Annotated in this window: 24 protein-coding genes and 1 tRNA gene; 13 read left to right on the top strand and 12 right to left on the bottom strand. The window is 42.4% G+C overall.

The window, feature by feature from the left end; genetic code table 11:
* Positions 1-112 precede the first annotated feature (112 nt).
* Together AC59JO_RS14750 and AC59JO_RS14745 are read left to right on the top strand one after the other, a co-directional pair.
* The gene (locus AC59JO_RS14750; RefSeq protein WP_497306178.1) at positions 113-1,501 is read left to right on the top strand and encodes a LutB/LldF family L-lactate oxidation iron-sulfur protein; all 1,389 of its coding nucleotides are present in this window, start codon (positions 113-115) and stop codon (positions 1,499-1,501) included.
* Between the two features lie 6 nt (positions 1,502-1,507).
* Positions 1,508-2,056, top strand: a complete 549-nt coding sequence (locus AC59JO_RS14745) for a dihydrofolate reductase family protein (protein WP_497306176.1) — start codon at positions 1,508-1,510, stop codon at positions 2,054-2,056.
* Between the two features lie 159 nt (positions 2,057-2,215).
* Here the strand turns inward: AC59JO_RS14745 and AC59JO_RS14740 are convergent, their stop codons facing one another.
* From AC59JO_RS14740 to AC59JO_RS14715, 6 genes are all read right to left on the bottom strand, one after another.
* Positions 2,216-2,776 (bottom strand): hypothetical protein, encoded by a 561-nt coding sequence (locus AC59JO_RS14740; protein ID WP_413669945.1) that lies wholly within the window; start codon positions 2,774-2,776, stop codon positions 2,216-2,218.
* 167 nt (positions 2,777-2,943) lie between these two features.
* The gene (gene gldD, locus AC59JO_RS14735; protein ID WP_497306174.1) at positions 2,944-3,522 is read right to left on the bottom strand and encodes a gliding motility lipoprotein GldD; all 579 of its coding nucleotides are present in this window, start codon (positions 3,520-3,522) and stop codon (positions 2,944-2,946) included.
* Positions 3,519-4,325 carry a shikimate dehydrogenase family protein gene (locus AC59JO_RS14730; protein ID WP_413669947.1) on the bottom strand — a complete coding sequence of 269 codons (807 nt, stop codon included), beginning with the start codon at positions 4,323-4,325 and terminating at the stop codon, positions 3,519-3,521. The genes gldD and AC59JO_RS14730 overlap by 4 nt, the downstream gene beginning before the upstream one ends.
* Positions 4,326-4,997: 672 nt before the next feature.
* The gene (locus AC59JO_RS14725; RefSeq protein WP_497306172.1) at positions 4,998-6,014 is read right to left on the bottom strand and encodes a hypothetical protein; all 1,017 of its coding nucleotides are present in this window, start codon (positions 6,012-6,014) and stop codon (positions 4,998-5,000) included.
* Between the two features lie 117 nt (positions 6,015-6,131).
* On the bottom strand, positions 6,132-7,571 hold the full coding sequence (pyk, locus tag AC59JO_RS14720; RefSeq protein WP_413669949.1) for a pyruvate kinase: 1,440 nt from the start codon (positions 7,569-7,571) through the stop codon (positions 6,132-6,134).
* Between the two features lie 66 nt (positions 7,572-7,637).
* A complete protein-coding gene (locus tag AC59JO_RS14715) occupies positions 7,638-8,063 on the bottom strand; it encodes an IPExxxVDY family protein (RefSeq protein ID WP_497306170.1) in 426 nt (141 codons plus the stop codon).
* A 148-nt stretch (positions 8,064-8,211) separates the two neighbouring features.
* Here AC59JO_RS14715 and AC59JO_RS14710 point away from each other — a divergent pair, with 148 nt between their 5' ends.
* Genes AC59JO_RS14710 through rnc form a run of 3 tightly spaced genes read left to right on the top strand, consistent with a single transcriptional unit; the run spans position 8,212 to position 10,461 of the window.
* A complete protein-coding gene (locus tag AC59JO_RS14710) occupies positions 8,212-8,448 on the top strand; it encodes an acyl carrier protein (RefSeq protein ID WP_031266521.1) in 237 nt (78 codons plus the stop codon).
* A 20-nt stretch (positions 8,449-8,468) separates the two neighbouring features.
* Positions 8,469-9,722 carry a beta-ketoacyl-ACP synthase II gene (fabF, locus tag AC59JO_RS14705; RefSeq protein WP_413669951.1) on the top strand — a complete coding sequence of 418 codons (1,254 nt, stop codon included), beginning with the start codon at positions 8,469-8,471 and terminating at the stop codon, positions 9,720-9,722.
* Between the two features lie 13 nt (positions 9,723-9,735).
* Positions 9,736-10,461: a ribonuclease III gene (gene rnc / locus AC59JO_RS14700; protein WP_413669952.1), complete on the top strand. Its 726-nt coding sequence runs from the start codon at positions 9,736-9,738 to the stop codon at positions 10,459-10,461.
* A gap of 12 nt (positions 10,462-10,473) precedes the next feature.
* On the opposite strand, the gene AC59JO_RS14695 is transcribed toward rnc, so the two are convergent.
* A complete protein-coding gene (locus AC59JO_RS14695; RefSeq protein ID WP_413669953.1) occupies positions 10,474-11,283 on the bottom strand; it encodes a hypothetical protein in 810 nt (269 codons plus the stop codon).
* 247 nt (positions 11,284-11,530) lie between these two features.
* On the opposite strand from AC59JO_RS14695, the gene AC59JO_RS14690 reads away from it, so the two are divergent.
* The 3 genes from AC59JO_RS14690 to nadD all read left to right on the top strand — a co-directional run bounded on the left by AC59JO_RS14690 (position 11,531) and on the right by nadD (position 13,725).
* Entirely contained in the window at positions 11,531-12,406 is an 876-nt protein-coding gene (locus AC59JO_RS14690; protein WP_413669954.1) for a YicC/YloC family endoribonuclease, read from the top strand.
* Between the two features lie 73 nt (positions 12,407-12,479).
* Entirely contained in the window at positions 12,480-13,061 is a 582-nt protein-coding gene (gene gmk, locus AC59JO_RS14685; protein ID WP_413669955.1) for a guanylate kinase, read from the top strand.
* 91 nt (positions 13,062-13,152) lie between these two features.
* Positions 13,153-13,725 (top strand): nicotinate (nicotinamide) nucleotide adenylyltransferase, encoded by a 573-nt coding sequence (gene nadD, locus AC59JO_RS14680; RefSeq protein WP_091216099.1) that lies wholly within the window; start codon positions 13,153-13,155, stop codon positions 13,723-13,725.
* 514 nt (positions 13,726-14,239) lie between these two features.
* Here nadD and AC59JO_RS14675 read toward each other — a convergent pair.
* The 4 genes from AC59JO_RS14675 to AC59JO_RS14660 form a co-directional block, all read right to left on the bottom strand.
* Positions 14,240-14,701, bottom strand: coding sequence for a MaoC family dehydratase (locus AC59JO_RS14675; protein WP_413669956.1), 462 nt, complete (start codon positions 14,699-14,701; stop codon positions 14,240-14,242).
* Between the two features lie 58 nt (positions 14,702-14,759).
* Positions 14,760-16,376, bottom strand: a complete 1,617-nt coding sequence (locus tag AC59JO_RS14670; protein ID WP_497306166.1) for an ATP-dependent DNA ligase — start codon at positions 16,374-16,376, stop codon at positions 14,760-14,762.
* Positions 16,373-17,458, bottom strand: a complete 1,086-nt coding sequence (locus AC59JO_RS14665) for a ligase-associated DNA damage response exonuclease (RefSeq protein WP_497306165.1) — start codon at positions 17,456-17,458, stop codon at positions 16,373-16,375. The genes AC59JO_RS14670 and AC59JO_RS14665 overlap by 4 nt, the downstream gene beginning before the upstream one ends.
* A 234-nt stretch (positions 17,459-17,692) precedes the next feature.
* Positions 17,693-18,643, bottom strand: coding sequence for a S66 peptidase family protein (locus tag AC59JO_RS14660; protein ID WP_497306163.1), 951 nt, complete (start codon positions 18,641-18,643; stop codon positions 17,693-17,695).
* A 109-nt stretch (positions 18,644-18,752) separates the two neighbouring features.
* On the opposite strand from AC59JO_RS14660, the gene metG reads away from it, so the two are divergent.
* The 5 genes from metG (at position 18,753) to AC59JO_RS14635 (ending at position 23,846) form a co-directional block, all read left to right on the top strand.
* Positions 18,753-20,825 carry a methionine--tRNA ligase gene (gene metG / locus AC59JO_RS14655; protein WP_497306161.1) on the top strand — a complete coding sequence of 691 codons (2,073 nt, stop codon included), beginning with the start codon at positions 18,753-18,755 and terminating at the stop codon, positions 20,823-20,825.
* A 140-nt stretch (positions 20,826-20,965) separates the two neighbouring features.
* A tRNA-Arg gene (locus AC59JO_RS14650) sits at positions 20,966-21,037 on the top strand.
* Positions 21,038-21,296: 259 nt separating this feature from the next.
* Positions 21,297-22,592 (top strand): site-specific integrase, encoded by a 1,296-nt coding sequence (locus AC59JO_RS14645; RefSeq protein ID WP_497306159.1) that lies wholly within the window; start codon positions 21,297-21,299, stop codon positions 22,590-22,592.
* 103 nt (positions 22,593-22,695) lie between these two features.
* Positions 22,696-23,202, top strand: coding sequence for a DUF6922 domain-containing protein (locus AC59JO_RS14640; RefSeq protein WP_497306157.1), 507 nt, complete (start codon positions 22,696-22,698; stop codon positions 23,200-23,202).
* Positions 23,160-23,846, top strand: coding sequence for a nucleotidyl transferase AbiEii/AbiGii toxin family protein (locus tag AC59JO_RS14635; RefSeq protein WP_497306155.1), 687 nt, complete (start codon positions 23,160-23,162; stop codon positions 23,844-23,846). Before AC59JO_RS14640 ends, AC59JO_RS14635 begins: the two co-directional genes overlap by 43 nt.
* Positions 23,847-24,152: 306 nt before the next feature.
* On the opposite strand, the gene AC59JO_RS14630 is transcribed toward AC59JO_RS14635, so the two are convergent.
* Positions 24,153-24,791 (bottom strand): RNA polymerase sigma factor, encoded by a 639-nt coding sequence (locus AC59JO_RS14630; protein WP_497306153.1) that lies wholly within the window; start codon positions 24,789-24,791, stop codon positions 24,153-24,155.
* Positions 24,792-24,891: the final 100 nt, after the last annotated feature.

The following is a 24,891-nucleotide window of genomic DNA, read 5'->3' as shown; positions in this document are numbered from 1 at the left end:
GAGAAAACTTCTAAAACCTTCTCATATCTTATCTGTTCAAAAACAACCACTCACCTAATCAACTTAATCAACCATTCACCAACTTTAAAAACAAAATCCTACTTTCGCATATATGGGAGCAACCGCTGAAGAGTTTTTGGTAAAATCGGAAGAGAAGGCATTTGATGCCGATCATCGCCGTATTATCAATTTCAATATTGACCGGTACAATACAGCGGTTTCGCGTGGCCTGTCGCGCGTTATTAACTTAGATAATGCCAAGAAAAAAGGCCACGTACTTAAGTGGAAAGTGATGGAGAACCTCGACAAATTCCTTCCGGAGTTTGAGGCCAACTTTCAGAAACGCGGCGGTAAAGTGATCTGGGCTAATGATGTGGAAGAAGCCCAGCGCGAGATTCTTAACATCATCAAAAAGGCCAACGCCAAAACCGTGGTCAAATCCAAATCGATGGTTACCGAAGAGATTCATTTGAATGAGTTTTTGGAGAGCAACCAAATCGAATCGCTGGAAACAGATCTTGGCGAATATATAGTGCAGCTATTAGGTCAAAAGCCTTACCATATTGTTACGCCTGCCATGCACCTCAGTAAAGAGGATATCGCGAAGCTTTTCCACGAAAAGTTTGGTACCCCCATTGACGCTACGCCCGAACAAATTACCCTGAAAGCACGCGAGCTGCTTCGCGAAAAATATGTACAGGCCGATGTAGGTATCACCGGCGCCAATTTCCTGCTGGCCGATACCGGCAGCATTGCCATCAGCGAAAATGAGGGCAACGCACGCCTTTGTACCACGTTTCCTAAAATCCACATCGCCATCGTTGGTATTGAAAAGATTATTCCTTCCATTACTGATCTGGATTTGTTTTGGCCGATGCTCTCGACACATGGCACAGGTCAAAATCTTACTGTTTATAACAGCATACTGAGCGGCCCGCGCCAGTCAAACGAAACCGACGGCCCCGACGAAATGTACGTGGTGCTTTTGGATAATGGCCGTACAAATCTCCTGGCAAAAAAAGATCAGCGCCAGGGGCTTTACTGCATCCGTTGCGGGGCTTGCCTTAATGGTTGCCCTATTTATAAAAACATTGGCGGCCATACTTATGCCACTACCTACAGCGGCCCTATCGGTTCTATTATCACTCCGCACACACGCGGAATGGAAGATTTCAAGCACCTGAGTTATGCATCAAGCCTGTGCGGCAAATGCACCGAAGTTTGCCCGGTTAAGATCGATATTCACAAAATGTTGCTTCTGAACCGCCGCGACGCGGTGAAAGAAAACCTGGTTACCAACAAAGAACGCTGGGGCTGGGCCATCTGGAAAAAGGGAATGCTTAAACGTAAGCTCACCGACTTTTTTGGCGGCGGCATGAAAAACTTCCTCCTTAAAACTTTCTTTAAACGAACCTGGGGGCATTTACGCGAGATGCCTAAAGTGGCTGATAAATCATTCAGCAAACAATGGCAGGAGATGAATAACACACCTGAAGAATAGCAATCCATGCGCAAAATAATTTTAAACCTTGCAGTGAGCCTCGATGGCTTCATTGAAGGCCCTAACGGCGAATATGACTGGTGCCTCGCTGATCAGGACTATGGCATGACCGAGTTTTTGGGCAGCAGCGATGCCATTTTCATTGGCCGTAAAAGCTACGACTTGCTGATGGGTACTGACCCGGAAATGTTCGGCGCATTGAAAATGTATGTTTTTTCGGATACCCTTCAGGCATCGCCAAATCCTAACACCAAGATTATCAAAAGCGCTGATTTTAAATCAAGTGTTGAAGCCATCAGGAATCAACCGGGCAGCAATATTTGGCTGTTTGGCGGAGCAAGCCTGCTTTCGGCGTTTATTGATGAAGGTTTTATTACCGAACTTCTCCTATCGGTGCATCCCATTATTTTAGGTAGCGGTAAACCACTATTCACCGGCTCCAAAGATAGGATTGAACTTATATTATTAGGCAGCGAACAATTTTCAAGCGGGCTGGTACAGCTCCGGTATGCCATTAAACCTAAATTTGATTTAGGGATGCTGGAGGGAATGTAACAGACTTTAGGCTCTTAAAAAATGTGTCATTTCGATAGAGCAAGGGGACGGACTGGAAGATGGGGCGACAGAGAAATCTTATACGCCATACTTAGCTCGAATTGCAAGATGTATAAGATTTCTCCTCGTTCGGAATGACAAATTTTACTGGGAAAAGGTCTATCCCACCTGAATTACCACATAGTCCTTTTGCATCCGCTTCACTTGTTCGGCCATTCGTTTAATAAAAAGGTAATTTGCTGTACCGCCAATAACTGCACCAATCACAGGCACCAAACGTTCGGCAGTTCGGGTACCTAATATCATCAACATCCGTTCGGCAATACCTTCCATCATGCTTTTGGTAATGGCTACCCCGGCTTCCACTCTTACTGATGTTGCTACTAATGACATGAAATCGTCGAATCCGTTATCATAGGTGCCCCGGTAATAATACATGATCCCCATGGTAGCTCTAAACTGCTGGGTTATGAGATTAATAAAATCAAATGGGATTCCAGCTACCAATGTAAACATGCCGCCACTACCAGCCATAGCGCCCGAACCTGCCGCAAGACATGCGCACTGGTTAATGAAACCTTCGAGGCCAAGTTTATCAACACCATTTTTTATTTTAAGCTGATCTATACCCTCAAATATTTTCCTGAACCCGGTGTGGGCAAGGCTTTCGGTATGCATCCGGATATCGGTACGTATTTTATTGAGTTTGATGAGTTTCATTGTTTACTGATTAATTGCAGGTAACGATCCTGCGTATATCAGTAACAACAGATGCCAACACCTGTTTTGTCAACAACCCGAAATAGACATAATAATTTAAAAGATTGATGACATCAAACAAACCTTCATGTCCTGTTTCCTGACTCTTAAAGCCTTGCCCCACGTACTCACTTCCATTTAAAGCTTTTGATCATTACAGCCATGTCCTGTTTGATAAAGCTAAGCACAGGCTGGATCGAATCAAGCCGGGGTTCGCTGTTAAAATATAGCGCCCCGCGGATATAATTTTGTGTGCTATCTGTCAAGAAAAACTGAGCTGATGAAGCAGCGTTCCCGTCTATGGTATAATAAATGCCATAAACCTTTTTATCGGCATAGTGGATAATGCCCTCATCAATTGATGTGGCTTTTACGGTATGTTTAAAGGCAAACGTACGCGCGTCTTCAACCAGTTGATTAAACTCCTTTTTGGAGGTGATGGGCTGATAACTTAAATGCAGCGTAGCGTTAAACTGCGGAAATTGCATATTAACCCAGCAGGGCTTGGCATCACGCTTTCTATCCGGTTCGATATAGGCATATTTAGGGTAGGTAAAAGTGTAAGGACAACCTGTAACATAATCCCGGTATTCCTTTTTAGGGAATACTATGCGATAAAATCCGCGCGGCTTAGGGGCATAATCATGATTGCCACCACACGCCGCCAGGAATAGCAATGCCGCTACCAATAGGGTTAAATACTTCATGGGTGTTTCTCTTTTGAATTCCAGATCTCCCATGACTTTTCTGCCTGCAAAACCAGCATTTCGTAACCATTTTTGGTAATAGCGCCACGTTCCCGGCCTTGCTTTAAAAACAGGGTTTCTTCGGGATTGTATATCAAATCATATAAAATATGCTCTTCACCTATAAAATCATAGGGTATAGGCGGGCATTCATCAACATTGGGATGAGTGCCTAAAGGCGTTGTATTGATGATAAGTTTATGTTGCATGATATGGTGCGGCTGAAGGTCCTTAAACAATATATTATCTGCATGATGTGTGGGCTTGCGGGTAACAACTTTATAAGCAATACCTAAATTTTCCAGCACACATTTTACGGCTTTTGCAGCACCACCATCGCCCAAAACCAGGGCATCGTCATTACCATCACCAATTAAAGGCTTTAATGATTCCTCAAATCCGTAGATATCGGTATTGTACCCTTCCAGCCTGAAATCATGGTCTTTAATGCCAATTTCGCCCGAAAATGCGGCTTCAATAGGGCTTTCGGCAGTTACCCTGATACAGTTTACGGCACCGGCTTTACGGGCATCATGCTCTATCCAATCTAAAAAAGGTAATACATTTATTTTATGCGGAATAGTTACGTTGAGACCGCAAATATCGGGATGTTCATCGAGCAGGTCCTGCAGGTCCTTAATATGTTCAATGGGGTAAAGATCATAGCGCGAATCTGTAATGCCTTCGGCTTCGAATTTTTCGGTAAAAAACTTTTTTGAGAATGAATGAGAAAGCGGAAAACCGATTAGTCCGTAATGTTTCATGGTCAATTTTATAACAATACCAGCTGCTAAAGTAATCAATTATAGCATTAAGCCGGCCATGTAACTTTTAATGACGTAATATTAACAACAAAACAAGCAATTTTGATTACCCGATTTAAAAGGGCATACAGCGAAACATTCCGGATAATTTTATTTAGAACGAAATTTATTTCAAAACGGGATATTTTCAACACTAATAAAAAATTGCGGGATATTTTTTAATGTAAATGGCGGTTTTGTAAAGGTAAATGGCAGTTTTATTATGTTGCTTTTGGGCAGCTTTGTTAGATATAATCCCCCTAAGATAAATGACAGTGATTTTTAATGAGGATAAGCTCCGAATTCATAACAATCCAACTGATACAATACCAACTATCGGCAAAGCACCCGCCGCAATATGCCCGAGATGCAAAAACAAATTTTGCGACCGGATAAAAAGAGGTGCGCTGGTTAAGCTTTTGCTTCCCAGGCTTCAGGTAAAACGCTACCACTGCAACAAATGTTTAAATCGCTTTTATAAACGCGGGTAAACTTTATTGAAGAAACATCTACCTTTTATTTTTTAGGATAGCAAGAGAAGTCGGACTTTCAACCTAAACCTGAGTTGTGCCAGATTTTAATTGTGCTTTGCCGGCTTACTTTCGGGTAGCCGGCATTGTTTTTATAAAGGGATTAATTAATTGTTACTTCCTTAAGATATAAATAGACATTATCAGTGGATAACTTAAAAACAAATTCATCCCAGAAAATTTCATTATCCATGGTGCATGATGAATCAAGGTAGCCTTCCTGGTTCCAACTGGAAATTTGCTTCAAGTCGTCAATGATCAGGTCGCCGTAAGCAAATGAAAAATCGCATTCTACCGGATTGTTAAAAAAAGTCCATTTATAAAACCTCCGTGATTGGTTCTCAAGTAAAAAATATTGTAACCTCCACTTATCTTGTCTGTTTTTGATATGAGCACAAAATAATGTGTGTTTTTTATGCTGAGGGAAAATCATTGAGTAACCATACCTGAGCTGCGCAGCTTCCCGATAATTTTCAGGATCCGATATTTTTAATTTACTAAAAAAGGGTTCTAAAAACTCTTCATTAATATACCGGACATAGGCCATGTTTACGCGTTCCTTCTTTTGCTGTTTAATTATTGACACCATCCATGGTTGGTCTTTAAACTCAATAGAAGTTGGTAATAGCTCTGCTTTTTCATATCCTGCTAATTGATACACTTTTTCAGGATAAAATAGGGTGTCTTTCCAAATATTACCTGTAATAATACCTCTCTCTTTATTCATTTTCAATTCAGGCTCGGTCAACTGATCTCCATAAAAGGCAAGACTGGGCACAATAAACCATTCGCCTTCAAAGCATATCCCGATAAATGATATTGAAAAATACTTGTAGATACCTTCATCAATGCATTCATTCACGGTTTTGCTTTGCCACGAGTTTAAATCAACCATCTTTTTAGTTTTTTCATAATCGTGATGACTTGATGAATAACCGCTTAGCTGTTCATGATGCCACTCATAAATTTCATAGTCAACATACGAAAGCTTTACCCAGGTTAGTGCATAAAGCTTATCTCCATCCTGATTAAAAACACCTCCATAATATCCATCTAACAAATTTTCATGAAACCTGCGTTCAAGAATAGTTTTTAGCTCCTGGTTGTAAGGTAAAGACATAGCTGTTTATCAATTACTTTTTGAATATATGATTTTGATCAAAACATTCCCACAATAAAAAAGCCCGCCAGTTATCCCGGCGAGCCTTCTTCATTAAAAGTAAGATCTTAAATGGCCTTATTCAATAACACTTAATTTAAGCGTATTGGTTTTACCCTGCTTAATAATAGGAGTAGAAGCAGTGTTAATAACGATATCACCCGCTTTAATCAGGCTTTCGGCTTTCAGTATATCATTAACATCGGCAATGGTTTGATCGGTACTTTCCAGCTGATCATAGTAAAACGCCCTAACACCCCATACAAGGCTAAGCGCATTTAACAATTGCTTGTTTGACGTAAAGATATATGTACTGGCTTTAGGCCTGTGGCTTGATATTTCAAATGCAGTATAACCTGACGTAGTCATTGAAACAATACCTACCGCATTGCTTTGTTCGGCGATGTGTACTGCCGACTCGCAAAGTGCATCGCTCAGGAAATACGGAGAAGCCGGGTCTTTAACTACCGCTTCTTTAGGGGCGTTAAAAGGATATCCAAACTCTTCAACATTGCGTACAATTTTAGCCATTGTTTCAATAACAATAACCGGAAACTCACCAACAGATGTTTCACCGCTTAACATCACCGCATCAGCACCGTCAAGTACCGAGTTGGCAACGTCATTTACCTCTGCACGGGTTGGGCGCGGTGTAGTGATCATTGACTCCAGCATCTGAGTAGCTACAATAACCGGTTTTGAAGCAGCGCGACACTTACGGGCAATCATTTTTTGCAGCAATGGTACTTCTTCAAGTGGCATTTCAACCCCAAGGTCGCCACGTGCAACCATTACACCATCAGTTGCAGCAACAATGGCATCAATATTTTCAATTGCTTCAGGCTTTTCAACTTTGGCAATTACTTTAGCTGCCGAGCCGTTCCGTGCAATGATGCGTTTCAGGTCAATAATATCCTCACCGGTACGAACAAAAGAAAGACCAATCCATTCAACATCCTGTTTAAGGGCGAATTCAAGGTTGATCAAATCTTCCTCAGTTAAGCTTGGGATAGATACTTTAGTATTTGGCAGGTTAACACCTTTACGTGATGTTAAGATACCACCGTGAACAACTTCACATATAACCGTATCAACTTTGTTGGTTTCTATAACCCTTAATTGCAATTTACCGTCATCAAGCAAAATAATTTCATTTGCCTGTACATCCTGAGGGAAAGTATCATAAGTAATATAGATCTGCTCGTCGTTACCAATGCACTCGTGCGTGGTAATTTTGATGTGCGTTCCGTTAACTAAATGAATACCGCCATCCTTTACAAGGCCAATACGGATTTTAGGGCCCTGTAAATCGGCCAGGATACCTACGTTGGTTTTGTATTGCTCGTTAATTTCGCGGATAAGATCGATCACTACCTTATGATCTTCGGGTTTACCGTGCGAAAAGTTAAGACGGCAAACGTTAACACCTGCCTTGATCATCGCTAATAAAACGTCCTTTTTAGCTGATGCCGGCCCCATGGTGGCAACAATTTTTGTGCGATTATAGTATAGTTCCATATTATTCGGGTTAAAACTGGAGGGTATTTAATGATTGTAAAACCAACATCTATTTTAAATTCGGCGCTAAAATAAAAGATTTTCCCGTGATTTTATTTTTTTTGGGTCAATCTTTACTGCTGCCACTATCTCAGGAATTTTATTGAGCGAAGAGATGATTGTATCAAGCTCATTATCATCTATATAGTTGCGGATCATTAAAAAATAGTCGGCACTTTTTATTTCGGGCACCAGGTAACCGTCTGAGCCTTTATTGCCTATAAAGAAGAAGTCTGTTTCGGTGGTTTCCCAACTGTAGCGGTATAATGAAAACAAAACAGGCTCGGCCCCGGGATAGATATCCACTTCCAGGTCATCGTTTTTTACGAAATTAAAATTCAGATACTTGTTGATTAGAAAACAAACCCGGTAATCCTTAAGTGAGCTTGTTACTGCAATGAGCACAAAATCAAAATCGATCTCAAACTTTAAAAATTTCCTGTTCAAAATCATTACTTTTACGCCGTCAAAATTACTAATACAAACCGTTTCAATAAAATTTTGTTTAGAGATTTATATTGTAAAAGTTTTAGATTTGTTTATTGACAGAATTTATTTTTCTTTGCACTGAATTTTTATTAATCATTAAACTATAAAGACTATGTCTGATATCGCTTCAAGAGTAAAAGCTATTATCGTAGAAAAACTGGGTGTTGACGAAAGTGAAGTTACGCCAGAAGCGAGTTTCACCAATGATCTTGGTGCCGACTCGTTAGACACCGTGGAATTAATCATGGAGTTTGAAAAAGAATTTAACGTGGCTATTCCTGACGATCAGGCAGAAACTATTGGTACTGTTGGCCAGGCAGTTGCTTACCTTGAAAAAAACGTTAAATAAGAACTCCCTAACTGGATTAAATGGAGTTTAAAAGAGTTGTAGTAACCGGGCTTGGAGCACTTACTCCTATTGGCAACACTGTTTCAGATTACTGGAACGGACTGATCAATGGAGTAAGTGGCGCTGCCTTGATTAAAAGTTTTGATACCGAAAAATTCAAAACTAAGTTTGCGTGCGAAGTAAAAGGCTTTGACGCGGATGGTTTTTTGGGCCGTAAAGACGCCCGTAAATTAGATCCTTTTGTACAATACGCTTTATTCTCAACAGAAGAAGCTGTAAAAGACGCGGGATTAGATTTCTCGAAACTGGATACCAGCCGCATTGGCGTTATCTGGGGTTCGGGTATTGGCGGTTTAAAAACTTTCCTTGATGAGGTAATGACCTTTGCCAAAGGCGATGGTTCTCCGCGTTTTAACCCGTTCTTCATCCCTAAAATGATTGCCGATATAGCTCCTGGCCATATCTCAATTAAATATGGTTTGCGCGGGCCTAACTTCACTACCGTTTCAGCGTGTGCCTCATCAAATAACTCACTGATTGATTCATTTAACTATATCCGTTTGGGTAAAGCTAACATGTTTATCAGCGGTGGTTCTGAGGCAATCATTAACGAAGCCGGTATTGGTGGTTTTAACGCTATGCATGCATTATCAACCCGCAATGATGATCCGGCAACGGCATCACGTCCGTTTGATCTGGACAGGGATGGTTTTGTGGCTGGCGAAGGTGCAGGTACCATTATTTTAGAGGAATTAGAGCACGCTAAAGCCCGTGGCGCTAAAATATACGCCGAAATGATAGGCGGCGGCATGAGTGCCGATGCTTATCACATGACCGCACCTCACCCCGATGGTTTAGGCGCTGCTTTTGTAATGCGCGCTGCCCTTGAAGATGCAAACTTGAAACCTGCCGATATTGATTATGTGAACGTTCACGGCACATCAACCCCAATTGGTGATCCGCAGGAAATTAAAGCAATACAGGATGTGTTTGGCGATGATATTTACCGTATCAACATCAGCTCAACCAAATCAATGACAGGTCACCTGCTTGGTGCTGCCGGCGCGGTTGAAGCTATTGCATCGATACTGGCATTGAAACATGGTATCATCCCTCCAACCATTAATCACTTTACTGATGATCCGGCATTTGATCCTAAGATCAATTTCACCTTTAATACCGCTCAAAAACGCGATATTAACATAGTTCAAAGTAACGGGTTTGGTTTTGGCGGCCACAATGCTTCTGTAATATTTAAAAAGTACGAAGATTAATTGTGGTAATTTGATGCCTATCAATCGGTTCTACAAACTATATATATCCCCTAACCGGAAATATGTTAAAATATTAAAGAATTTGCTCGGCTTCGTGCCGGGCAATTTGTCTTTATACCGCATGGCTTTTCGCCATAAATCGGTAGCACAAAACATTAAGAAGGGGGTGAAGAACAGTAACGAGCGCCTGGAGTTTTTGGGCGATGCCGTATTGGGCAGCGTTGTTGCTGAAGTACTTTTTAAATTATACCCTTATGAAGATGAGGGATTTTTAACCGAGTTACGCTCAAAAATAGTGAGCCGCGTTAACCTCAATGCGCTGGGTAAAAAATTGGGCTTTGACAAACTTATTGAGTATGATAACCGGATGCTTAATTCAAGCAGGCAGGGGTCATTACTTGGCGATGCGTTTGAAGCCCTGATTGGTGCGGTTTATTTGGATAAAGGATACGATTTTACCAAAAACTTCCTGATCAACCATATCATAAAGCCTCATATCGACATCCACAAGCTTGAGCAAACCGAAACTAACTTCAAAAGCAAGCTTATTGAATGGTGCCAGCGCCATGGCCGCGATATTATTTTTGAACTGGTAACCAACCAGGATGGCGAAAGCACCAAACTTTTCACTGTGCAAGCCAATGTTGATGGTGAAGTAATGGGCTCAGGTAAAGAATTCAGCAAAAAGAACGCCGAAAAGCTTGCCGCAGAAAAAGCGTGTGAAGCTTTAGGTATTTAAAATGCCTTTTGTTTAAAGCGGTAATTTCTTTTCCTTTTTAAGCTCTACAGGCCCCTCGCCAAGTTTTACAGTTGAATCCGGAACGATAAATGTTGGACTGTTTAGGCGCTCAAGCTTATCTTTTTCGCTGCTGTTTTTGTAGTACTCATATGCCCGTATGGTATGCTTAATCAGGTCATAATCTGTCCAGGCTTTGATATCCTTATATGTAGGTGTATAATAGTTCATGAACTTACGGGCGAGGCTATCTGTAGCCAGGCCAGTGTATTGTTTCACAAACGGAATATTATAATGTTTATGAATCTCTGCCTGTTCAAGTTCGCTTTGGGCGTTTTGTGCAAAACGACGCGCTCTGTTAGGGGTTGTACCCAAAAGCTCATAAAGACCGGTTACAGGATTGCTTAAAAAAGATAATGCCGGCGGCCTTCCGTTGTAAGTAGAACCTTGTTTCTTGTAATCTTTCAAAACCTCGTTTATCTCCTGCCTTTTGGTTTGGCCAACAACTTTTACTTCATCAAGCTTAATAATGGGTTGCATATAAACCGGCATATCGCTGTTATTAAGTACCACAACCTTTTGAGGAGTATAATCATCCCTGGTAAAAAGCAGGGTATCGCCAACACGGGTTTTTATGCTAAACCAGCCGACATCATCGCTAAGTATTAGCGTTTTTGTGTTGAGATCTTTAACGAAAACCTGCCCTACGCGCTCGTTGGTTACCTTTTTAGAGATAACACCCTTTACCGTAAACTCCTGGGCCGAAACATGAACGGTTACAAGGCATAGAACGCCTGTTACAAGCAGGTATAAATAGTTGCGCATCAGTGATAATTGAACGTAAATATAGGAACTGTATTTTATTTGAAATGTGAAAAAGTGTTAAAGGGCTTTGTTTCAGTGGTTGGAGATTAGAGATTGGAGGTTAGTTTTTCTTTTTTTTGAGTGGTGAATTCTCTCAATTTTCGCAATTGCATTTATTTCAAATCCGAAATCGAACATTCGAAATCCGACCTAACCCAACCTCTAATCTCCGATCTCTAACCTCTAACTAAATTTGCTATCTTTGCGCATGATAAAATCCATGACAGGGTATGGAATTGCCAGTTTTGATTCGGGCAATACAAAATATACCGTAGAGGTTAAATCCCTGAACAGCAAATTTTTAGAATTATCGCTTCGTTTGCCGAAGATTTTTGCCGAAAAAGAGTTTCAGCTACGTAACGACTGCAGCAAGCTCATTGAACGCGGTAAAGTTAATCTATCTATTAACACCGAGCAGGTAAGTCAATCGGTAAAAGCAGCGGGGATCGATAAAGATCTGCTTAAACATTACTATAATCAGCTTAAGTCAGTAAGTGAAGAGCTTGGCGAGCCAACCGGCAACCTGCTTCAGCTGGCATTGGGCTTACCCGAAGTTGTTAAATACGAAGAAGATACCATATCCGAAGATGAGTGGAAAGCCGTTGAAAAAACTTTTCAGCAGGCAATGGCCGCTTTTCAGGATTTCAGGGCGCAGGAAGGCATTGTTATTGAACAGGAAATTAAAGGCCGTATCAATACCATATTAAAAAACCTGGAACTTGTTGAACTGGAAGATCCCAAACGTGTTCCGTTGATCCGCGAGCGCCTCGATGCATTTTTAGCCGAAGCTGCAAGCCGTGAAGCTATCGACCAAAACCGTTTTGAACAGGAGTTGATCTATTATATCGATAAGCTTGATATTACCGAAGAAAAGGTAAGACTTAAAGCTCATTGCGAATATTTTATTGAAACCCTTAAAAATGCCGATGCCAATGGTAAAAAGCTGGGTTTTATTTCGCAGGAGATTGGTCGCGAGATCAACACATTGGGTTCAAAAGCCAATGATGCCAACATCCAGAAACTGGTAGTAGGCATGAAAGAAGAGCTTGAAAAAATTAAAGAACAACTGTTAAACGTATTGTAAAGTTCATAGATAATGGTTCATAGTTCATGGCCCCCATTTACTATAGCCAGCTATGAACCATGAACTATAAACTATGAGCCAAAACGGTAAACTCATCATATTTTCGGCGCCGTCGGGTGCTGGTAAAACAACAATTGTACATCATTTGCTGGGGAAAATCCCTGAGCTTGAATTTTCCATTTCGGCCACCACGCGCGAACGCCGCGGTGATGAGGTGCATGAAAAAGATTATTATTTTATAAGCAAGGAAGAGTTTCTGCACCGTATTGCCAAAAAACAATTTGTTGAATTTGAGGAGGTTTACACCGGTACTTTTTATGGTACGCTTCGTACCGAAATTGAGCGCATCTGGGCAAAAGGCAAAACCGTAATATTTGATATTGACGTTGAAGGAGGTCTGCACCTTAAACGCAAATACGGCTCGCAGGCACTGGCCATATTTGTACAGCCACCATCACTTGAGATTTTGATTGAAAGATTAACCGGCAGAGGTACCGATAGCGAAGAAAAACTAAAAGAACGCTTTGCTAAAGCAGAAAAAGAGCTCAAATACGCCCCACAATTTGATATTATACTGAAAAATTACGATCTTGAAACGGCCTGCAATGAGGCAGAGGAATTAGTGAGCACGTTTATTGGCCCCCCGGCCCCCTGAAGGGGGAGTACAAAAATCCCATTTTGTACACCGGGACATTTTAATCTACAAAAACTTTTAATTCCCCCTTTAGGGGGTTAGGGGGCACCGCATGAAAATAGGCTTACTGTTTGGTTCGTTTAATCCTATACATATAGGGCATTTGATTATTGCTAACTACATGGCAAACCATACCTCACTTGATAAGGTGTGGCTGGTGGTATCGCCCCAAAATCCTTTTAAAAAGTATGGCGATCTGATCAATACTTATGACAGGTTGGAGATGGCCCGGTTAGCTACTGATAACGCAACCAATATAACCGTGAGTGATGTGGAATTAAAACTCCCTCAACCATCATATACCATTGATACCCTTGCCCATTTGAAGGAAAAGTATCCTGAACATGAGTTTGCCCTGATTATGGGGTCCGATAATCTCGGTACCCTGCATAAATGGAAAAATTATAAGCTTATCCTGCGCGATTACCGTATTTATGTATACCCGCGCCCTGGCTATGAAAATGCAGAGCTGGCCGATCATCCATCAGTTACCATCACCATGACGCCGCTTATGGAGCTATCTGCAACATTTATCCGCAAATCCATCGCCGAAAAAAAGAACGTACAGTACTTTGTACCGGATCCTGTATTGAAGTTTATTGAGAATAAGAGTTTATATAGGTAGTTAGCGCACCTAATCAATAAAATATCCCCTGCGCCCGTGTCCTCACGGGCGCTTTTTTTATTACATGCAAGTTGACCGTAAAGACACGGCCAACGGGGAAGAATTTGTAAAGGCAGTTACAAAAAACGTCATTGCGAGTAACCATCAGGGAAATCCTGAAAAAAATCGTAATGACGTGCAAGATATTTTTTAGAGATGGTGCGCTGGACTGCGTTAGGGATGGGAGCGGATACCGGCTTGTGGCTAAGGCCTTGTGCAGTATGAGCGTACAGCCCGGGCCGCAGGCAACGCCCATATTATAAAACTCACTTAAAAAAAACATATTTAATAATCAACAACTTACAATCACGTCACTATAAGGTACGAAGCAATCGCGAACAATACAGGGCGGATCTGTTAATTGGGGATTGCTTCGTACCTTACAATGACGTGTGTATAAGAATATTCTCGCAGACGCTTTTTTGTGTACAAGTTGACCGTGAGGACACGGGCAACGGGGAATATTTGTTATATCTTATCCAATAAAGTGGTATAAAAACACAACGTCGCCGCTAAAGGCTGGTTTACGCTGATCTTTTATTTCCATTTCGATGCTCATAGTAGCTTTGATCACACCGCGAAGATTAAGCAAACCAGCCAGCTTTACTTTTAACCGCACTTCATTATCAACCAATACCGGCTGGGCGAAACGCAGGTTTTCGATACCATAATTGATTTCCATTTTCAGGTTTTCGATCTTAACAATCTCTTTCCACAAATGAGGGATCAGTGACAGCGTAAGGTAGCCGTGTGCTATGGTTGATTTAAAAGGACTTTCTGTTTTGGCCCTTTCAGGGTCGGTATGGATCCATTGGTGATCGAGGGTGGCATCGGCAAATTTGTTGATCTGCTCCTGCGTAATGGTGTGCCATGACGAAACACCAAGATTGTTGCCTACCTGTTGTTCAAACTCCTGAAAATTACTGATTACAATCATATTGGTTTATTAATAGTTAGGGTCTTTTTTAAGCCGCAAAGGTATTAAATTATAGCGCTTATTCACCCAGCAAAGCCTTTAAGCTTTCGAGGGTATCGGCCTCTTCTTTGGGTTTATCACGCCGCCACCGCAATATCCTCGGGAAACGTAAGGCAATGCCCGATTTATGCCGGGTTGATTTATTGATCCCCTCAAAACCTATCTCAAACACCAGCTCGGGCTTTACGGTGCGTACCGGGCCAAATTTTTCGATAGTGTTACGCTTGATGAAATAATCAACCTTGTTGATCTCTGCATCGGTAAGACCGGAATAAGCCTTAGCAAAAGGCACCAGTTTATCCCCATCCCAAACAGCGAAGGTATAATCGGTATAAAGATCGGCCCGGCGACCGTGACCTTTCTGGGCGTAGATCATTACAGCATCAACCGATAGTGGGTCTATCTTCCATTTCCACCAATCGCCTCGCTTACGGCCAACCTGATAAGCAGCACTTTTACGTTTAAGCATAATACCCTCGGCTATCATGACACGCGATTGCTCCCTGATGCTGCCAAGCTGTTCCCAGGTTTCAAACTGAATGAGTGATGAAATGCGGAATACTTCGGGGTATTGCGTTTCTGACTGCAACCGTTCTAAAACCTCCCGCCTTTCTGCCTGGGTTTTATAGCGGATGTCTTCGCCATTATATTCAAGACAGTCATAGGAGATAACTGCAACCGGGCTTTCCTCCAAAATCTTTTTACTTAAATTTTTGCGGCCGATACGGGTTTGCAGCACATTAAAGGGCATTGGTTGTCCATTTTGAAAACTGAGGATCTCGCCGTCAATCACCGTACCATCGGGCAGGGCATTCAGGAAAGGATGTAACTCGGGAAATTTTTCGGTAGCCAGGTCTTCTCCCCTGCTCCAGATAAATATTTCACCACCACGCTTTATCATCTGCGCACGGATGCCGTCCCACTTCCATTCAGCCTGCCAATCGGCGGCATCACCGAGGGCGATCCCTACTTCGGCAGGTGTTTTTTGCTTTTCGGAAGTTTCCTGGATAGGGTAAGCTAAAAAAAATGGATAAGGCCGGGAGATATTGGCTTCGGCATCCTGTTCCTCCATCAACTGCGAAAACTGGTAAGTTTCGGGCAGCCAGCTTCCCATAACACGGTGGGTTAGCACTGCCGGTTCCAGCCCGGAGATATCCGCCAGCGCTTTGATCACCAAATTTTGCGAAACCCCAACCCTGAAACTCCCGGTGAGCAGTTTGTTAAATACAAAGCGCTCCTGGCTATCCAGCATAGCCCATGATTCCATCAACCATTCCTTTTTTTGCTCTTCGGTTTTATCCTGAAGGGCATTGATCTCGGCTATCCACTCAGTAAGCGTTTTGCTGCTGCTCGCGTTACTTTGCGGCATCAGCAAAGCCATGGTTTCGGCCAGATCACCTACTGCGTGATAGCTTTCCTCAAACAACCAGGCCGGAATATGCGACGCTTCAACGGCCCAGTTACGAACAAGCGTTGAATTGATCTGCCGCTTCGGTCGCCGCCCGGTGAACAGGGCAAGCATATGCATTTTATCCGTATCGGGCACGGCATTAAAATAGTCTTTTAATACTTTAACCTTTTCGTTGGTTTTGTTGGTTTCATCGAGCGAGAGAAAAAGTTGAGCGAAAGCTTTCATGATACCCCTCCTAAATCCTCCCCGAGGGAGAGGACTTTCTTTTCTGATTCTCCGGCGTTGGAAGCCTCCCCTTCGGGAAGGTTGGAGGGGTCTTCTTCTCCACCATATAATGTATGCACCTCCCTGGCGTTAAAGCCAATCTCATTTAAATATCTCGAAAAAGTGGCAGTGTATCCGTGAGTGAGATAAACACATTCGCAGCTTGTGGCATCAATAGCACTGATGAGCCCGTCCCAATCGGCATGGTCAGAGAGCACGAATCCCCTATCTGCAGCACGACGGCGTTTAGCTCCGCGGATAGCCATCCACCCCGAGCAATAACCAAAACTATATGGCTGGAATTTCCGCATCCATGGTGTACCTACCGATGATGGCGGCGCGATGATAATGCCTTTTCTTACTTCTTCTTTCAGACTCTCTTGTGTGATCCTTTCAGTTGGGTTTAGTAACACACCATTGCGGCGCAAAGCTTCATTGATGTTTTCGATAACACCGTGGGTATAAACCTTGCCGTTAAACAGATCGAGGTTTTGCAAAATCCGCTGGGCTTTTCCCAACGAATAACCAACAATTACTGTTGCCAGTCCGTTTGCAACGTTATTATGCCACCAGTTATTGATCTCATTAAAAGTTTGCACCTGTGGTTTCCATTGATACACCGGCATCCCGAAAGTACATTCTGAAATAAAATGGTGGCATTTAACCGGTTCAAAAGGAGTGGAAATGCCATCGTTTTCTACCTTGTAATCACCTGAAACCACCCAAACCTCGCCTTTATATTCAACACGAATCTGTGCCGATCCTATCACATGGCCTGCAGGGAAGAGTGATACAGTAACACCATTTTTCAGAACTGTTTCACCATACTCAACAGTTTGCAGGTTGATTTCACCAAGGCGATATAGTAATACCTCGCGTGAGAGATGGTGTGCTAAATAATGTTTATGCCCCCAATAAGCATGATCGGCATGCGCATGGGTTATCACAGCGTCGTCAACCGGCTTCCAGGGATCGATATAAAATTTGCCCTGCGCACAGTAAATCCCTCTATCAGTAAATTCAAGCAGCGGTTTTTTAGCCATGATGTATAAACTACTGATAAGCAAATTGGTTTGGGTCCCTGCCCCTAAAGGGGGAGTTTTAAAAACTCAAAAAGATGTCATTTCGAATGAGCAGCGGGTCGGAAACGAGCATCCGGGCGAAAGAGAAATCTTATACACCCTGCCAGCGGCTATGCATGGCGTATAAGATTTCTCCTCTCGCTGCCGCACTACCCTGGCATGTTCGTCGAAATGACATTTCTTTTATTTTGAGGGTTATTTAAACCACAACCTCGCCTGCTTCTCATCTGCCTGCAATCCTACCTCCCGCCCGAGCACCAGGCTATTATTATCCGGGATATGCCCCGCCGGGAAATCAAAACATACCGGGTAGCTATATCCTTGTACAATATCCATCACTATTTGCGATACTGTTTGCCCAAAGGGTATATCGTTATCTTTGATATCGGTAAAACCGCCTACCACCAGACCTGCGAGTTTTTTTAATTTGCCGGCCCTGTCCAACATCCGCAGCATCCTGTCTACTGAATAAAGGTATTCGCCAACATCCTCTATAAACAGAATTTTTCCTGCATAGTCCAAATCAGATACTGAACCCGCCGATGCTACCAGAAGGGATAAATTACCGCCAACTATAACGCCTGTAGCTTCGCCGGGTTTATTAGTATCATGTGTTGTAAATTCATAGCTTAACTCCTCGCCAAATAACGCCCGCCTTAAAGTATCTATCGAATGTTTGGATGCGTCGGGAATGTTAACCGGCATTTGCCCGTGAATGGTTTGCGCCCCGTAATTAGTAAAAAGATGAGTATGCAATAGGGTTATATCGCTAAAGCCTATAAGCCATTTGGGATTTTGTGCAAAACGACTGAAATCAACCTTGTCAATCATCCTCACGGTTCCGTAGCCGCCACGAGCGGCAATGATGGCCTTGATGCTATCATCATCAATAAATCGCTGCATATCGGCTGCCCTAAAGTTGTCATCACCGGCAAACTGATGAAATGAAGCATCTACGGTGTCGCCCAACACCACTTCCAGGCCCCAGCTTTGTAGTAGTTCCACAGCATCAGTCATTGGGTTAGGTAGTTTTTTTGCAGGGCAGGTGATGGCTATTTTGTCGCCTTTTTTGAGGTATGGGGGTTGAATTCCGGAAGTCCGAAAGTCGGAAAGTCCGGAAGTAGCTCCATTATTTGGATTATCCATGGTTCAATATTATCAAAACTTTTAGATTCATCTTTCGGACTTCCCGACTTTCGGACTTTTCCGACTTAAAAAATTTATCTTTGCACACTATTTACCAAGGCGATACTTAATGTCACAACTCAACAAATATAAACGATTCACCATTACATCGGCCCTGCCTTATGCCAACGGCCCCTTACATATTGGTCACCTTGCGGGCGCTTATCTCCCAGCAGATATTTTTGTGCGGTATTTAAGGCTAAAGAAGAAAGATGTAGTGTATATATGCGGCTCGGATGAGCATGGCGCGGCCATTACCATCAAAGCCAAAAAAGAAGATACTACCCCGCAAGCTATCATCGATAAATATCACAAGCAAATAAAAGAGAGTTTTGAAGAGTTTGGGATTGCTTTTGATATTTATCACCGTACCTCGTCGCCCATCCATCATGAGCTAAGCCAGGAGTTTTTCCTGAACCTGTATGAGAAAGACGAGTTTGTTGAGAAATTCTCCGATCAGTATTTTGACGAGGATTATCAGCAGTTTTTGGCCGACCGCTATATCATAGGCACCTGCCCAAATTGCGGCAATGAAAATGCCTACGGCGACCAATGCGAACGCTGTGGCACTTCCCTTAGTCCAACTGACCTGATCAACCCGATATCAACCCTGAGCGGCAAAACGCCAGTGCTTAAATCAACCAAGCATTGGTACCTGCCTTTGGATAAATACCAGCCATGGTTGGAGCAGTGGATAGATGCCAAAGAAGGCAGCTGGAAAGTTAACGTTTTTGGCCAGTGTAAATCATGGCTTAAATCGGGCCTGCAACCGCGCTCTATGACCCGCGACCTTGACTGGGGTATCGACGTGCCGCTGGCAGAGGCCAAAGGCAAAAAGTTGTATGTGTGGATGGATGCCCCTATCGGCTATATATCTGCCACCAAACAATGGGCCATTGACAATAATAAAGACTGGAAATTATACTGGAAAAAACAAGCCGACGAGCAGGATGACGCTTGTCTGCTGCATTTTATCGGCAAGGATAACATCGTTTTCCACTGTATTATTTTCCCTTCAATACTGCACGCGCATGGCGAATATATTTTGCCTCAAAACGTACCTGCTAACGAGTTTTTGAATTTAGAAGGTGATAAACTTTCTACCTCACGTAACCACGCCGTTTGGCTGCATGAATACCTGGAAGAGTTTCCGGGTAAACAGGATGAGTTGCGTTACGTGCTAACCTCTATCCTCCCCGAAACCAGCGACAGCGAATTTACCTGGAAAGATTACCAGGCCCGTGTAAATAATGAACTGGTGGCTATCCTGGGTAACTTCGTAAACAGGGTAATGATACTGATGCATAAGTTTTACGGCGGTAAAATTGAGACTGACACCGACAGGATTGAATTTACCGACGCAAGCCTAAGCACCGGCATTGGCGAATATTACGATGAGATAGAGAAGAACCTTGAAGCTTACCGCTACCGCCAGGCTTTGCAGGCTGTAATGGATATGGCCCGCTTAGGTAACCGCTATCTTACCGAAAAAGAGCCATGGAAAACCATCAAAACAGATCCTGCCGCTGCTAAAGAAGCGCTGCACAACTGCCTGGTACTGATTGGGCACCTGGCTACTGCAGCACAGGCGTTTTTACCGGCTACGGCTAAAAAGATCATCACCATGCTTAACCTGCCAAATGAGCCAATAGCTTATGACCAGGAAATGTATTTTAACAACGGTCACCTGTTAAACCCGGCTGCATTGTTATTTGAAAAGGTTGAGGATGATGTAATAGAAGCCCAGCTTAAAAAACTATCAGATAAAAAAGCCGCTGCCGCCCCGCCAAAATCAGCAGACGTATTACCTGCAAAGGAAAACGTTAATTACGAAACCTTTGCCACCATGGATATCCGTACCGGTACCATTTTAGCTGCCGAAAAGGTTGCCAAAACCAAAAAGCTGCTAAAACTGACCATTGATACTGGTATCGACGAGCGCACCGTAGTGTCGGGCATTGCCGAATATTATGAACCGGAAAACATCATCGGCCAAAAAGTAAGCATCCTGGTAAACCTGGAGCCAAGGGAGATCAAAGGCATCGTATCGCAAGGTATGATCCTGATGGCCGAAAACAGCGAAGGCAAGTTAAGCTTTGTTGCCCCAACCGAAGATTTCCACAACGGCGCAGTAATTAGGTAGATGTGCAAATTTCAAATGTGCAGATGTGCAAATGAAGCCTGTTTTAAATTTTGAATTTTAAGGTGTGATTTTTCAATGAAAAATTGCACCTTTGCAAACTAAATAAAAGATCGGCCTTTTTTCGAGGCTGATTTTTAAACGGTCCCGTAGTTCAACGGATAGAATAGGAGTTTCCTAAACTCTAGATATGAGTTCGATTCTCGTCGGGACCACATACGCTTAATTCAAAAACAATCAAAAGCCTGTAAATCAAACGTTTACAGGCTTTTTGATTTTGGTAAAATGGCCATTTTATGCATCTTTTTTCACTGTTCTGGTGAGTTTTAGAGCGTTTTTTGGTCACTTACTAATTTACTCACCAAAAGTGTCATAATTCGCTGTCTGTCAAGTAGTTCAAAAAATGAACATCTTGACTTTCGAGGCCTGTAAATGTAGGTTTGTAACGAATTGTGAACAAAAATTGGTGAGTAAATGAAGACTAAAAATTTTAACCTGCTTTTTTACCTGAAGAAGGTAAAGGGCTATGAATCAGGTAATCTACCTATCTATTTGCGTATTTCCGTTGACGGAAAAAGAAGTGAGGCAACTATCGGGCGAGGAATCGAACCTGAAAAATGGGACGAAAAACGCGGAAAAGCTCGTGGAAATACGGAGGATGCCAGGAGTTTAAATGCCCATTTGGACAGTATCCTGGCGAAGCTAAAACGTATCCATACACGCTTGCTGGACAGCGAAGAAGAGATCTCTGCCGATACCTTGCGGAACGAACTCGACGGCAAAGGAAAGAAATCTAAAATGTTGTTGGAGATTTTCAGCGATCATAATAAACAGATGGAATCGCTGATCGGCAGGGGCTTTGGTGCCAATACACTTAAAGCTTTTAAAAGCTCTTTTAAACATGCGCGTGAATTTATTGAATGGAAATTTAAGCGACCAGACTATGAATTGCGAAAAGTCGATTTTAATTTTATAAAAGACTATTACTTCTATTTGCGGACCGAAAAGAATTGTATCCCTATTTCAGCTGACAAATATGTCAAACACTTAAAAAAGATCATCTTGATTTGCCTTGCCAACAGATGGATCGTCGCCAATCCTTTTTTACATTATAAGTCGACCGCTAAGCCTTCGCCAAGAACTTTTTTAACAAAGCATGAGTTGGACCTTATCCGAAATAAAGCGTTAAGTGTCGAACGGCTGAATCTCGTGCGGGATATTTTTATTTTCAGCTGCTATACGGGGCTGGCCTATATCGATGTGCAGAAATTGACCCCAGGTGAGATAGCCAAAGGCGACGACGATAAGTTATGGGTGTTTACCAAAAGGCACAAGACGGATACCCCATCACATATCCCCTTATTGAAAGAGGCACTGGCGATTATAGAAAATTACAAAGACCATCCTGTTTGCGTACGCAGGTCACTGCTCTTACCGGTACTGACCAACCAGCGGATGAACAGTTATCTAAAGGAAATTGGCGACTTGTGTGGTATCAACAAAACGTTGACCTTTCATATGGCCCGGCACACTTTTGCCACTACAGTTACTTTATCTAATGGAGTTCCAATGGAAACTGTTTCAAAAATGCTCGGACACAATAGTATTAAGACAACGCAACATTACGCAAAGGTTCTGGATAGTAAAACAAGTGAGGATATGCAGAAGCTTGAAGAACGGCTATATTATAAGGCTATAACGATCAGCAACTTTGAGGCTACGGGGCAGGAACAAATTGAAATGGGGCGTGTAGTCAGCATGTTTCGTTAAGACACACACGACCGGATATCATATTAGAATTTTTATTTTAATACTTCAATTGACAAATATTGTACAATATTGGTTGAAAAGTTATTTTACATATCTTTGTATAATGCAGGAACAGACAGATCAAAACCGGCGTGTATTGGTAGTTCAGTGGAAAAAACTGGCTGAGCATAGTTTGGAAATATTCTCCAGCCTGAAAAATTTCTGTGAAAATCATCCCGCTTATAACTATAACACGCTGAATAATTACCTGTCAAAGAGAAAGATCCCGTTTGAAAATGATGAGATCCGCATAGAAAGAAAACCGGTGCAACAACGATCCGCTAAACCCGACCTGCCGAAACATTTATTCTGGGAGTTTGACTACGATAAAATGGATTGGCAGCGGAGTTATCGGACGGTAATAGAACGTGTCATCGAAAGAGGGCTACCCGCAGAATGGGAAGCGATGATCAACTTTTACAGCAGGAACCGCGTAATTAGTGCATTAACAGAAGATATACCTTATTTAACCGACCACGGCATGGAAGCCGCTTGTACCTATTTTCAGTTGAGTAAAACTCAACTCAAATGCTACACAAGGAAACAGTTACGCCAGGAACACTGGAACTAATCCATCGTTTGATGGATGATGAAAAATTAAAACAATTTTATTTGGTAGGAGGCACTGCACTATCATTAATGCTTGGGCATCGGTTATCTATCGATATAGATCTTTTTACGACGGATAATTTTAATGGATTGGAATTAGCTAAGCATTTAAACGATAATCATCAGGCAACTATCTTAAATGCACGTAACAATTTTTTGACTGGTCATATCAATGGTGTAAGGCTGGACATGTTGTTGCACAACTACCCTCACATAAATCCAGTACTCGATCCTGGAGGTATCCGAATGCTCGGTTTGGAAGATATCGCTGCTATGAAGATCAACGCCATAGTAGGCAATGGTACACGGGTAAAGGATTTTGTGGATATCCATTACCTATTGAAAGAAATGCCCTATCAGCAGATTGTTGAGGCCTACTCAACTAAATATCCTAATACGGATAGCCATCAAGTGCGAATGTCACTGCTCCATCACCAAGATATAGATTTTACAACCGAAATCCTGCTCATCAAGGATAAATTTAAATGGCCGGTTATCGAAAAATCGATCAAAGCTGCCATAGCTGAGCATGAACTCATTTTACAAAAGAATATCGTCCATAACATTAAACGCAGACCTAAAAAGGGCTTCGGTCGCAAAATGTGATTTGATATGCAGGCAGGATAGAAGTGCTGATGGTGAACACACAACTTGTATTCTCTAGTTGTGCAAGCGCAAGCGGTTTATAAGTGTCATAGAGGAATCGAAGCCAGGTGTGCCCGTTTTTGCCTGCACTCCAGATAAATTCCCCGATCTGATGGCTGCCGCCAACCGACTCTCGTTTTTCAGTAACTATAGTTCAGCCCAAAGGGGAAATTCTTAGAACACTTATTTGAGTTTTTAGAGGCTGTTGAACCAATTTTGAAATATGAAAATAAGGTTTCAACGACGACTGATGCTTCTACCAGTTAATCAGTGTAGTAAATGCAATAAGTTGCCAGAGTCGGAGATTATGCTGGACTCGGAATAGCAGAACAATAAGAAGACAAGAACTATGTCTTGGTTTTTAAGTAGGTATTCTCGCACGAGCTTCATCGATTGGGTCATGTGGCTGTTGACGGTTGGTACGGAGATACCCAATTCCAAACTGGTTTCTTCGTAGGTTTTGCCTTCGATCTTGCAGCGGGTGAAAACCTCGCGACGCTGTGGCGATAACTGCTCAATGGCTTTTTGCAGAAGTTCGCGGCTTTCTTTGGTTTCCAGCAGGACGTCTGAATGCAGGTAATAATCTGTGGCGTTCAGTAATAGTCTGGCAGTCAATCGCTTGTCTTTGGCGATCCGGCGGAAATGATCGTAAACCAGATGCTGTGCAATAGTAAACAGATAGGCTTCAAAAGATTGCTGGGGATCGATATCTTCCCTTTTTTGCCATAATTTAAGAAACAGGTCTTGAACGAGTTCATCGGCTATGGCTTCGTCTTTAACCAGGGAAAAGATGCGTCGATAGATTGGGCGGAAGCAGGTACCGTATAGTTTGTTAAAGGCGCGTTCATCATTGTTGTGGAGTCGTGCCAACAAGTACTGTAGTTCCGTATCCTCAAATAATTTCACGCTGCCAATAGTCTAAAGAATCTGCTAATGTAACAATAATCGGTTATTTCTCAACTACTAACGGTTTCAGCATAATATAAATATTTTGTTTTTATGAATT

The organism is Mucilaginibacter sp. A5337, from assembly GCF_059690695.1.
This window is presented reverse-complemented; position numbering and strand designations above follow the sequence as displayed.